At 46.6% G+C, this 11,953-nt stretch carries 11 protein-coding genes, 1 tRNA gene and 2 pseudogenes; 9 read left to right on the top strand and 5 right to left on the bottom strand.

All coding sequences use genetic code 11. From position 1 onward, the window contains the following. Positions 1–3: 3 nt before the first annotated feature. From ACUVJL_RS34595 to ACUVJL_RS34610, 4 genes and pseudogenes are all read right to left on the bottom strand, one after another. On the bottom strand, positions 4–1,548 hold the full coding sequence (locus ACUVJL_RS34595) for a CopG family transcriptional regulator (protein ID WP_445249958.1): 1,545 nt from the start codon (positions 1,546–1,548) through the stop codon (positions 4–6). 54 nt (positions 1,549–1,602) lie between these two features. After that, a pseudogene (locus ACUVJL_RS34600) lies at positions 1,603–2,312 on the bottom strand (phycoerythrobilin:ferredoxin oxidoreductase). 533 nt (positions 2,313–2,845) lie between these two features. Further along, positions 2,846–3,481 (bottom strand): annotated as a pseudogene (locus ACUVJL_RS34605) (15,16-dihydrobiliverdin:ferredoxin oxidoreductase). 236 nt (positions 3,482–3,717) lie between these two features. Beyond that, positions 3,718–4,374 carry a HEAT repeat domain-containing protein gene (locus ACUVJL_RS34610; protein WP_445249959.1) on the bottom strand — a complete coding sequence of 219 codons (657 nt, stop codon included), beginning with the start codon at positions 4,372–4,374 and terminating at the stop codon, positions 3,718–3,720. 20 nt (positions 4,375–4,394) lie between these two features. On the opposite strand from ACUVJL_RS34610, the gene ACUVJL_RS34615 reads away from it, so the two are divergent. Together ACUVJL_RS34615 and ACUVJL_RS34620 are read left to right on the top strand one after the other, a co-directional pair. Beyond that, complete coding sequence (locus tag ACUVJL_RS34615) at positions 4,395–5,015, top strand: type II toxin-antitoxin system HigB family toxin (RefSeq protein WP_445249960.1); 621 nt, start codon at positions 4,395–4,397, stop codon at positions 5,013–5,015. Continuing rightward, positions 4,999–5,397 carry a helix-turn-helix domain-containing protein gene (locus ACUVJL_RS34620; protein WP_445249961.1) on the top strand — a complete coding sequence of 133 codons (399 nt, stop codon included), beginning with the start codon at positions 4,999–5,001 and terminating at the stop codon, positions 5,395–5,397. The genes ACUVJL_RS34615 and ACUVJL_RS34620 overlap by 17 nt, the downstream gene beginning before the upstream one ends. Positions 5,398–6,009: 612 nt before the next feature. On the opposite strand, the gene ACUVJL_RS34625 is transcribed toward ACUVJL_RS34620, so the two are convergent. Further along, a tRNA-Ser gene (locus ACUVJL_RS34625) sits at positions 6,010–6,094 on the bottom strand. A gap of 214 nt (positions 6,095–6,308) precedes the next feature. Here ACUVJL_RS34625 and ACUVJL_RS34630 point away from each other — a divergent pair. From ACUVJL_RS34630 to ACUVJL_RS34660, 7 genes are all read left to right on the top strand, one after another. After that, positions 6,309–6,677, top strand: coding sequence for a 2Fe-2S iron-sulfur cluster-binding protein (locus tag ACUVJL_RS34630; protein WP_332953924.1), 369 nt, complete (start codon positions 6,309–6,311; stop codon positions 6,675–6,677). A gap of 72 nt (positions 6,678–6,749) precedes the next feature. Further along, the gene (locus tag ACUVJL_RS34635; protein WP_445249962.1) at positions 6,750–7,853 is read left to right on the top strand and encodes an RNA-guided endonuclease InsQ/TnpB family protein; all 1,104 of its coding nucleotides are present in this window, start codon (positions 6,750–6,752) and stop codon (positions 7,851–7,853) included. Positions 7,854–8,007: 154 nt separating this feature from the next. Continuing rightward, positions 8,008–8,523 (top strand): thermonuclease family protein, encoded by a 516-nt coding sequence (locus tag ACUVJL_RS34640; RefSeq protein ID WP_445249963.1) that lies wholly within the window; start codon positions 8,008–8,010, stop codon positions 8,521–8,523. An 11-nt stretch (positions 8,524–8,534) separates the two neighbouring features. Continuing rightward, positions 8,535–8,750, top strand: a complete 216-nt coding sequence (locus ACUVJL_RS34645) for a hypothetical protein (RefSeq protein WP_445249964.1) — start codon at positions 8,535–8,537, stop codon at positions 8,748–8,750. Between the two features lie 95 nt (positions 8,751–8,845). Continuing rightward, positions 8,846–9,661, top strand: coding sequence for an inositol monophosphatase family protein (locus tag ACUVJL_RS34650; RefSeq protein WP_445249965.1), 816 nt, complete (start codon positions 8,846–8,848; stop codon positions 9,659–9,661). A 102-nt stretch (positions 9,662–9,763) separates the two neighbouring features. Further along, positions 9,764–10,699, top strand: coding sequence for a J domain-containing protein (locus tag ACUVJL_RS34655; RefSeq protein ID WP_445249966.1), 936 nt, complete (start codon positions 9,764–9,766; stop codon positions 10,697–10,699). A gap of 472 nt (positions 10,700–11,171) precedes the next feature. Next, positions 11,172–11,953: ATP phosphoribosyltransferase regulatory subunit (locus tag ACUVJL_RS34660; protein WP_445249967.1), on the top strand; the 782-nt coding region annotated here is incomplete at its 3' end.

Below are 11,953 nucleotides of genomic sequence, written 5' to 3' on the forward strand. Positions count from 1 at the left end.
GAATCAGGGACGGCGCCACTTGTTGAGATAAGCTTCGCCAATCCCAGCCACAGCCTGCATTTGACCTAGCTGTTCCCGTAAAGCTTTGATGGTTCTTAGCTGTTCTTGAGACTGTTGCTGCAAAGCGTCGTAATTTCGCTGTATCGCCGCACTCTGGCTCAATTGATTTTCTAGAGAGTGCAACTTGGTTAGTTGAACTTGGAATTCGCCGATCGCACTTGACTTTTCTGCTAACTCCTGCTGCAAAGATTCGTAACTCGACTTCGACACGGTTTGCTGCAATTGCTGTGCCAAATTTTGCTTTTCGGTAGCTAATTGCTGCTGCAAAGATGCGATCGAACTTTCTCTTTCTGCTAACTGCTGCTGCAAAGATGCGATCAAACTCGATTTTTCTGCTAACTGCTGCTGAAACTCGTGTTCCCGCTGTTCTTTGGCGGCGACTTCCTGCTGCAAAGATGCGATCGAACTTTCGCGTTCACTCAACTGCTGCTGTAAAGTTTCGTAACTTGACTTCGCTACAGTTTCCTGCAATTGGCTTTCGAGATTTTGCTTTTCGGTAGCGAATTGCTGCTGCAAAGATGCGATCGAACTGGATTTTTCTGCTAGCTGCTGCTGAAACTCGTTTTCCCGCTGTTCTTTGGCGGCGAATTGCTGCTGCAAAGATTTGATCGAACTGGATTTTTCTGCTAGCTGCTGCTGAAACTCGTTTTCCCGCTGTTGTCTTTCGGCGAGTTGCTGCTGCAAAGATTCGATCGAACTGGATTTTTCTGCTAGCTGCTGCTGAAACTCGTTTTCCCGCTGTTGTCTTTCGGCGAGTTGCTGCTGCAAAGATGCGATCGAACTCGATTTTTCTGCTAACTGCTGCTGAAACTCGTGTTCCCGCTGTTGTCTTTCGGCGAGTTGCTGCTGCAAAGATGCGATCGAACTTTCGCGTTCACTCAACTGCTGCTGTAAAGTTTCGTAACTTGACTTCGCTACAGTTTCCTGCAATTGGCTTTCGAGATTTTGCTTTTCGGTAGCGACTTGCTGCTGCAAAGATTCGATCAAACTTTCGCGTTCACTCAACTGCTGCTGTAAAGTTTCGTAACTTGACTTCGCTACAGTTTCCTGCAATTGGCTTTCGAGATTTTGCTTTTCGGTAGCGAGTTGCTGCTGCAAAGATTTGATCGAACTTTCGCGTTCAGCCAACTGCTGCTGTAAAGTTTCGTAACTTTCTTGCAGCGGATTTGGCTTTACCTTCACCGAGTCCAATAGAGTTTCTGCCGTTCTAGCGTCATTAATTTCGCTTTCTTCGGCTGTTTCCCCTTGCAAGTCAGCGGTTTCTACCTCCGTTTCTTCACCTTTTTTCCAAGTGACAGTAACTTCCGTCTTGTCGCTAGAAATATCCAGAGCGCCTTTTGCCAAGCGTTCTAGGAGTTGCGACCTTGATATTCCGAGCTTTCGAGCGATCGCGTTCAATCGAGCGGCACTATAAGAGCTCAGGGAAAGTCCGACTTTGACTTTGCTGTCTGAATTGGAACTAACTACATTGCGATTTTTTTTGACCATTGGCATTTTCCTCATGCCAACCTACACTTATTAGTATAGTGGCTGAAGCTTGTATTAAAATTCATTCTTGTTACTTACCAATTGTGCCAGCTTCTGTTCCCAATCGAACAAAAAGCCGTGAATGTATTCTTCCGCCCATTCCTCGCCGTAGAACCGCTTAAACATTCTCCGGGCCGGGTCTTTTTCGGCACGAGACCGCAGATAGAGCAGTTGAGCTTGTAAGATATTATCTAACTTGGCGCCCGATGTCATGGGTTCGGCGCGATCGACCAAATCCAAATAAGCGGCCAGATAGTCTTTGAACGCTGCAAAAACGCTAGTTTCCACAACTTCCCTTTCCTTGGGGCGAGTCCACAGAAACGGCGACGAGAAAAACTGCTTCGCTTCGGAAAGTCGCCACCCTAGGGAAGGTGCGGTTGATGAGCTTGAAAAATTTGTTTGATCGGCACAGTATACTTAGCCTGGTAGTCAGCGTCGCCACCAAACAGAGGCTGCATATCCAGAGCAATTAAATGGCCACCCCGCAGCGTTGCCAAATCCGCGCCAAAAAACGGCAAATCAAAGTTAATATGCGGGAATATCACAAAATAGAGAGCGTGCAAGCTGCTGCCCTCTTGAAGGTGAGCCGCCCGAATTTGCCGCTGTTTCTCTGATGCAAAAGCGTAACTGGTAGTTACGATTTCCTGAGTTATTTTTTTCCATTTGCCGACTGTAGCTTCCTTGACTTCAAAGCTTTCTGGAATCAAGTAATACTGTAATACCAATTTTTTATGAGGCCCCGTAGAATCCGATCCCCCCTAGCCCCCCGCCGGAGGGGGGGACAAGATCCCGATCTTTCGTCCCCCGACTATCAGGGGGATACGAGGGGGATCGAGATATGTGCAACTTCACATTAAATTGGTATAAGTCTAAGCGATTTTTAGTCAGAGCGATCGCGGCATCTAAAAAAGGCTGCTCAAGAGTGAGATCGATTTGAGATTTGAGATTTGAGATTATACCTCTTCAATCCACAGGTCTCTAGTAAGAAATAAAGTTTTTCCCCTGTCGATTGTAGATTTGAGATTTTACCTAATCAATCGAGAGGTTTGTAGTCATGACTTTAGTCCTTAGGGCGATCTAGTTTTTTTGAAAAATATATAGCGGTTCTCAAAAAAGTGAGGTATGCCCTATGCCCTATGCCCTATGCCCTATGCCCTATGCCCTATGCCCAGTCGTACCTCATCTTTCTGAGAAATGCTATATGTAAACTTAGTGGTCATCGCGAGTTCGCGGTTACAGCTAAAGGCACAGCATCTTCTCACAAAAATTTCTCAAGAAATTTATCAGCCAATTCGTGACCGAAATAACTGCTAAACAATCCCGAAGCCGCGTCTCTGTCTGCACTGTACTGGTCATAATCTTTTTGAGCTTTAACGCTGCGGTGGATATTTTATGGGTCAGTCAGCAGTTGTGCTGACCCTAGCATTTTTCAGTACAAATTCCCCTAATGTTTATCAGCTGGATATACCCGATTTTATACAGTTTCCGCCTCAGTTTTGGGGAACAGCAAGTATTTATAAAAATAATGATTGGCGTCATTAAATTTCCTTTCTAAATTTGGGTTCAAATCCTCGTACTTATCACAGAGCGATTCTAGAGGTTGAAGGTATTTTGCTATATAAGCCTCATATCTAAAAAACGGTTGAAAGCCGAGAACCACCCAAATTTTCTGCTTGCTGAAAGACAAGAGGTGAATTCCCAACAGCGGCAAATCGTAATTGTGAGTCGGATAAATCACGCCATTAAAAAGTTGAGCAGATTCACCCGCATCGATGTAAGTGTAGCGGATTTTCCGTAATTGTCGGCAGTTGTAACACCAACTCCGGAGACTAGCTGAAGTTTTGCCGCGGCTGACATTAAGTTCCAACGCCGAAGGAATGGGGCGACTTTGCAAATCAAACCTTTGAAACAGCTATTGCTCTAGGTATTCCCAAAAAGGCTGGTACATGGCGAATTAACTCAGATGGCAAAACTAAGAGCGATCGTCAAGGATGCCGATCGCCCCTGTCTCGCTTATTAGAAACAAAGTAACAATCCGTAATATTGTGAGGGCGATCGGGCTAATCTAGGGGCGGGTTCAAGAGTTTAAGGGCAGCTACCAATGTCTGCTTGAGTTTGTAAGCCGTTGTTTTAAAGCGAAGCTTCCAAAGTCGCACCTGCAACCCGATGATCTGGATCTTTTGCCAAATAGCTCACAGCAGCGCGAGCTTGAGGATTGTCAAATTTGCTCAGCGCGCGAGCAACTCGCAGCCGAATTCCCCAGTTATCCGAACTTACTAGAGGTAATAATTGCTGCAATGCCTCTTCTTGCTTCTGGGTATTAGCCAGCAGACCCAATCCGTCAATTGCTGCTTCCTGAACTGGTAAATCTTCGCCGCCAAGAGCGATCGCACAAATTTCAAATACTGCATCAGGACACTGCATTTCACACAGCGCAGCCATGATACTGCGGCGCACGAGCCAATTGTCATCGCGGCGAAAAGCTTCCACCAAGTGAGAAATCGCCTCGGTTCCGAACATTGACAAAGAGTTAGCGGCTTCGGCGCGCACGTTCGGATCGCGATCGAACTGCATCATTTTTAACAGTGCCGCAAAAGCTTCCGCAGTTTGAGTCTGCCGCAATCCCATCGCCACGAACGATCGCACCATAAACTCCCGATCGTCCACTTTGCTCAGCAGCATCGGTAGCGCCACCGCAGAATCGCACTTTCTCAGAGCAGTTACCCCCCGCATCCTGTCTTGAGAATCCGAACTTTGCAGCGCTGCTTGGATTTCGCTAATTTTCATAAGCCACTTAAAATATACTTTTGTTACTTTTCTTTACAATTTTAGCAATTATTCCCGGATTTTGCGAGGCGATCGCCCGAACCACGCGGCTAGAAGCTTTTTTACACGATGAGGATCAAGTCGCGGGAGGAAGAGTGGGATTAAAGACAAAGCCTGCGGTTTCCAACCGCGCCTACACAGACAAAACCCACTTGGAGTGCGTTAAAGAATTTTTACTCGATCGGGCCTTGACATTTCCCTCTCAGAATGAGAGTATAAGCATAGTAGTTCAATCACTCCGCAGGAGCCAACGTGTATGCCAAACGAAAAAAGACACCAACCAACACACCAACCAAAAACACATGCACCTAATCTCGATCCGGAACCTCCGTAAAGATGCTGCCCAGTACCCCGATGTCAAAAATCAAATTGATAGCTGGAACGACACTATAAAGAAAGCAGAATGGCAGAATCTGGAGGAGGTTCGCAAGATTTACCGGGATGCCGAAGCAGTAGGAGACTTGACAGTCTTTAATATCAAAGGCAACGAATATCGCCTGATTGTCGGCATCAACTACGAGGAGCAAACTATTTTCTACAAATATTTCCTAACCCACGCTGAATACGACAAAGACAAATGGAAAAATGATCCTTACTTTTGATGGAGCCACTTATAGCAAATTGCTTGGAGAAATCGCTCCTAGGGCGATCGAAACCGAAGAGGAATACGATCGCCTCCTGGCAGTGGCAGAACGGCTAACGTTCGCTAAAAACCGCACCCCAGAGGAGAGAGCTTTATACAAGTTGTTAGTCACGCTGATTGAAGTTTATGAGACGGAAAATTATCCGATGGACAAATCTGAGCCTCATGAGATTTTGCAACACATCATGGAATCCAGCGGCACCCGTCAAGCGGACTTGGTAGGTATCATTGGATCGAGCGGTGTGGTGTCTGAGGTTGTGAATGGGAAAAGAGCGATTAGCAAGGCACAAGCTAAGGCACTAGGCGATTATTTTAAAATCTCACCTAGCTTGTTTATTTAATTGGAAAATAGGGCATTGTGAATAGGGCATGGGTTATTTGTGATTAGAAAAACTACTAACCAGTAACCACTAACTATTACCCATGCCCGATGCCCGATGCCAGAGGCATCTGACCCTATGCCGGCAGTCCCTGAATGTTACCGATGGGCGTTGCGGAATCAAGGTATGATTAGTTCAAAGATAAATTTGGAAAAAACAATTAAGTGACGCTCCTATACCAGATCGCTGGCGATTTGTGTAGGAGCGTCACTTAGGTTTTCTACTATTGGCATTATATAGCAATCCTAAATGATTATACTCGTTACCAGGAAGAGCCTGGTAACGCAGACCCGGAGGCTCTGCCTCCATAGTCTGGGCCGAGGCAGAGCAATAGTGACATCGGTTCCCAGGAAGAGCCTGGAAGTTAACCAGTTATTGAAACTGATGCGAGGATTGCTGTATCGGGGCGTTTATTCTCGGGGCGATCGCCCTAAATTACAATCAAACATTGAAAAGCGAGGTCCCTTGATTTTTCTAAAAGAATTCAAGGGATCTCGCTAATAATCAAAGTATTTATCTCAGATATGAGATTTTTTTTGCAAGCTGTTTTTTTTGCCTAAACAGCTTGTTTAACGGAGAGGGAGGGATTCGAACCCTCGTTAAGTTGCCCTAAACAGCATTTCCAGTGCTGCGCCTTCAACCGCTCGGCCACCTCTCCAGGGCTAAATGAATTCATTTAGCCACAGCTAAGCTATCTTAGCAGAACAAATCTGATTTGGGAAGGGGTAACGGCATAAATTTGCTGTTTAATGTGGGTAGGGTGGCAAACGATCGGGCTTGGCTTCTCCTCCCGGTGTCGCAAACCCATTCATCTAAAGGATTTTGCCCGCCAAACCCCTATCTAAAATCTAAAATCTAAAATCTAAAATTCCATGACTCGCTCTTACACAATTAAAATTCATAACAGACAGACAGGCGATCGCCACACCGTGCGAGTACCCGAAGACCGCTACATCCTCCAAAGCGCGGAAAACCAAGGAGTAGAATTGCCCTTTTCCTGCCGCAACGGCGCTTGTACAGCCTGTGCGGTGCGCGTCAACTCGGGAGAACTGTACCAGCCAGAAGCAATGGGGCTTTCGGTGGAACTGCAAAAAGAGGGTTATGCCCTGCTGTGCGTCAGCTATCCCCGTTCCAACCTCGAAGTAGAGACGCAAGACGAAGACGAAGTGTACGAACTGCAATTCGGTCGTTACTTCGGCAAAGGTAAAGTTAGAGCCGGTTTGCCCTTGGATGAAGAGTGAGACTAAATAGCCAAATAGTTTGCTAAACTTGTCTATAATTTACCAAACCCCCAACTATAGGTAAGCTTAACTATGTTTGCTGTCAAACGAGCGCTAAAATTGAATAACAATGAAGCGACCTTGATGGCAAAACACGCAGGATTTAGGCGGGTCGTCTTCAATTTCGGGTTAAGCTTGCGGACTCAAATGTATAGTGAGGGCAAGCTTTCGGACTCGAAGGTGCTCAACGAAGTTAAAAAAGTTCTCACCAACCACGTCAAGAAACAGCCTGAATTTGCTTGGATGAACCAGTTGTCTAGCCGAGTCTACCAAAACGCTTTAATTGACTTGAAAGATGCGTTTAGTCGATATCGTTCCGGGAAAGCAGGTCATCCAAAATTCGCCAGCCGCCGCCATGGTCAATCTTTTACGGTCGATTCATCCAATGGGAAAGTTCTGCTAAGTGCTGGCAAAACCATCAAGATTCCTACATTGGGAACGTTTCGCCTTCATGAGCCACTAGAATGTGGTTACGTGTCTCAAACTTTCACTATCTCAAAAGAAGGAAGTCGCTGGTTTATTTCATTCTGTGTTGATGCAGAACGTTTACCAGTTGAGCAATCTCAGGCAGCCGTAGGAATCGACGTAGGCATTAAGTATGCGGCCACCCTGTCAAACCAGCAAGTTTTTGATGCACCAAAACCGTTGAAAGCCCGTGCGAAAACCAAGCTTGCCAGTTTACAGCGAAAAGCGTCCAAGCAGGTAAAAGGTTCCAATAACCAGCGTAAAACTTACAACAAAATCAGCCGACTTCACGCCCAAATAGCTTGTATTCGTAAAGATTTCCTACACAAGTTAACAACTTACTTAGCCAAGACTTTCAAGCTCATCAAAATAGAAGACTTGAATATAAAAGGGATGATGGCAAATCACAAGCTGGCGGGGGCGATATCAGATATTGGGTTTTACGAGTTCAAGCGTCAACTCGATTACAAATGCCAAATGTATGGAGCGAATTTAGTGCTGGTAGACCAATGGTTTCCTAGTTCTAAAAGTTGCTCTAATTGTGGCAGCAAAAAAGATATGCCATTGGGTATTAGGACTTATGATTGTCCTGCTTGTGGTAGATCTATAGATCGCGATCTTAACGCCAGTATGAATATTTTGAACTGGGAACCCTCGGCTAGAGGGGGATAGCCTACTGATCTTGGGATAGCCGACTCCCTCCACTACGTTGCGCCCAATAGCGTAGGAAGTAAACTCGGATGCTCTAAAGATGGCTTTAGATAAGTTTAGATAAGTTTTACAAAGCAGTGAGGCAATTTGATAAATTATCAACTACCAATTATCCATGCTTTATCGATTATGTGCGATCGCCCTTTGTCTGTTACTAGCTAGCTGCCAAAAACCAGAAATTCCCCAAGGTACGATCGCCAAAGTAGAAAGGGCTATCAGCGGTCAAACAATCGAAGTTATCAGTACAGCCAACAAAATAGCCTTATTAGAACAAATCAGGCTGATTGGTATTGATGCGCCGGATTTAAAACAGCAGCCTTGGGGAGAAGCAGCCAAACAAAGACTAGAAGAGCTAAGTGGGGGAAAACAGGTATTGTTAGAATCAGACATCGAAGAGAAAGACCAGTTCGATCGCAAACTAGCCTACTTGTGGCAAGATAAAATTTTGCTCAACGAACAGCTAATCAAAGAAGGTTATGCCCTGGCCTGGGTGCGATCGCCCAACACCAAATACCAGCAGCGACTCATCAACGCTCAAGAATGGGCGAGACTCATGGGTAAAGGCCTGTGGAATCCAGAACAAGCCCTGCGCCAAACTCCCGCAGAATTCCGCCAGCAAAATCGGAAATAGTCAGTTGGGAATTGGGCATTGGGCATTGGGCATTGGGAATTGGGAATTGGGAATTGGGAATTGGGAATTGGGCATTGGGCATTGGGCATTGGGAATTGGGCATTGGTTATTTGTGGGAGTCATTGGTGATTGCTTATTCGTTCATAAGGTTTGTAGTGAGGAGTGAAGTCCTCAGCTTTAAAATCTACGAAAATAAGGACTTCAGTCCTTACTACGAACCTGTTTGATTGTGGGAGATTCACAAAACACGATCTAACAACTGACAACTGACAACTGACAACTGACAACTGACAACTGACAACTGACAACTGACAACTAACAAATGACAGACAATCAACTGCAAAACTTCTTAGAAATAGCCACCGAAGCAGCCCTAGCAGCCGGTTCCGTCCTGCAATCTTACTGCGGAAATTTAGAAAAAATTCAAGAAAAAGGCCGATCGGGCGATTTAGTAACAGAAGCCGACAAAGCCTCAGAAGCCGTCATCTTAGAAATTCTGGGCCGCCACGTACCCGACCACGCCATCCTCGCCGAAGAATCTGGCAAATTAGGGGATGCCAGCAGCAAATACCTGTGGGCGATCGACCCTTTGGACGGCACAACAAATTATGCTCACCAATATCCTTTTTGGGCCGTGTCGATCGGACTTTTAATCGACGGCCTACCACAAATTGGAGTAATTTACGACCCTTTGCATAACGAATTGTTTCGGGCAGGCAAAGGATTGGGAGCAACCTGCAACGGATCGCCGATCGAAGTTTCTCAAATCCCAGAATTGAGAACCAGCTTGCTAGTCACTGGCTTTGCATACGATCGGCGCGAAACAGCAGACAATAATTATGCCGAATTCTGTCACCTCACCCACCTCACCCAAGGCGTGCGGCGCAGCGGTTCGGCAGCCCTTGACCTCGCACACGTCGCGATGGGGCGATCGGACGGATACTGGGAACGGGGACTCGGCCCTTGGGACGTAGCCGCCGGTGTAGTCATCGTCTCCGAAGCGGGAGGTCAAATTACAGCTTATGACGGCACGGCCTTTGAGATGAACTCGGGTCGGGTTTTAGCCACGAACGGCAAAATACACGCCGAACTCAGTGGCGCACTGCTAGCAGTTCCTCCGTTATCTTCCTGGGGGTAACGTGCCCGCAGCAAGAGATCGGGGGTAGTACGGGGGTCAGAACTCCTTTACTCAAGCTACATTAAAGAATAGTGAAAAGCCAGGAAAGGAAGAGTAAAAGTTATGTCTTTTGAAATGACAAAAGGGCTGTTCAAGTATGACTTTACTGATCAGCACGCAATTTTGGGAGTTCCCTTAGACGCCGAGTTTAGCGAGATCCGCAAGCGCTACATGAAAATCGCCCCCCGCTTGCATGCGGATACTTGCTCTTTTGAAAGCCAAGCCGATAAAGATTGGGCTAACAAATTTTTTTCAAAAGTAGTCAATCCGGCTTACAACAAATTCTCTAAGGAAAGTGATCGCAAAGAATACAACCTGCTATTAGCAGCCATCGGCAAGCGCGTAGCTAAAGAACAGGCGAAAATGCAAATTGAAAGCGAAGCAGCCAAACAGTTAGCTACCGCTAAAGATTGGGAACAAGCTTACAAAACAGCAGTTAGCAAACTCGCTCTCAAGCAATACGAATCAGTTAAGGAAACGCAAGAGGCGATCGATCAAATTAGCGAACTTAACATGGTTTACCTGCTGCGAAAAGAGCGCCTTGGTGGTGTTGGGGTTGCAGCCGGTTCACCCCCAAAAGCCGCAACCCCAACTAGCACAGCAACAAAAACAGCAGCAGCCACCCCAGCCACCCCAGCCACCGCAACTCCAGCGCCACCTCCGCCCAAACGCGAAGACTCGCCGGCCGAAGCCTATTGCCGCCGAGCTCAAGGATTCATGGACAGCAAAAGTTACGCCAAAGCAATTTTAGAGTTGAAAGAAGGGGTGAAACGCGATCCAAAACACAGCAAGGCTCACGCTATGTTAGCAATGTGTTACTTTCAACAAGATCAAGCCACAATGGCAAAACTTGAGATGAACAAAGCTTTGGCATCAAATCCTGAAGAACCGACGGCTTTGGAAGTGAAGAAAAAGCTGGAACAAGGTGCCGCAAAGAGCAAAAAAGGTGACGAGAAACCGGGATTTTTTGCAAGTTTGTTTGGCGGGAAGAAGAAGTGAGAAGTTGTGAGTTGTGAGTCTTGAATATTTAGAAACGGGTGAACTGCAAAGCAGTGGAGTGATCTCGATCAAAACAATCAAGACTTGGTAATATCAAATCCGGTGACATCGGACTTATACCGTCAGTGCGATCGTCCCGCGATCGCGGGCGATCCTGAAAGAACGGGACGATCGCACTGACGCAAGAAAATGATTATTCCGATGCAAACCAAAACGATAGGACGCCTTAATTTGTAAAAGTCGAATGTTAAGTTTGCCTCCTTCGACTTTAACAGCGTCCCCTAAAGCTAAGCTTCTGGGCCGAATCTAAAATCTAAAATCTAAAATCTAAAATCTAAAATCTAAAATTCAGATGACACCTTAATTTGTTAAAGTCGAATGTTAGGCTGGCCTAGTTAGACTTTAACACCGTCCCCTAAAGTTAAGCTTCTAAGCCCAATCTAAAATCTAAAGTCTAAAATCTAAAATTGATATGGTTCACCAACCCCCATCGGGTGCAAGAGATTTATTGCCCCTTGACGTTGCTCAAAAAATTTCGATCGAACGGCGCTTGCAGCAGGTTTTTCACCGCTGGGGCTATCACCGGATTATTACTTCTACTCTAGAACGGCTGGAAACTTTGATGGCTGGGGGCGCGATCGACCGATCGACCTTAATTCAACTGCAAGACGCCGAGGATGGAGAACTGGGTTTGCGGCCGGAATTGACAGCATCCATCGCCCGGGCGGCTGCCGTGATGGCCGGGACTCGCTGGCAGCCGTTTCGCCTCTACTACAACGCCAACGTGTTCCGCAAAGGGCCAGATACTGGCTCAGGCGGGCAACAGGAGTTCTATCAAGCTGGGGTAGAACTGCTCGGCGCGGGGGGGGCGGTTGCGGATGCGGAAGTGCTGCTGCTGCTGTCTGAGTGCTTGCAGAGCTTGGAAATTGATGAGTGGCATTTGGTTTTGGGAGAAGCGGGCTTGACTGCAACATTGCTAGAACCGTTTCCGCCAAACGTGCGCCAGAAAGTTCGGGGGGCGATCGCCAATCTCGATCGAATTGCCTTGGAAACTTTGCCGCTGTCAACCGAATTGCGAGAAAGAGCTCTGCTGTTATTTGACTTGCGGGGCCGCCCAGAAGAGGTGTTGCCAATTGTTGCCAAACTAGATTTAGATTTGCCGCAGCAATCGGCGTTAAACAATCTCAAATCGGCGATCGAATTGCTGCACCAATGCCAGTCAAAAATTCCCAATCTAAAATCCCACATTCACCT

Origin of the sequence: Microcoleus sp. OTE_8_concoct_300, from assembly GCF_031383065.1 — a bacterium.
Classification (GTDB): Bacteria; Cyanobacteriota; Cyanobacteriia; order Cyanobacteriales; family Microcoleaceae; genus Microcoleus.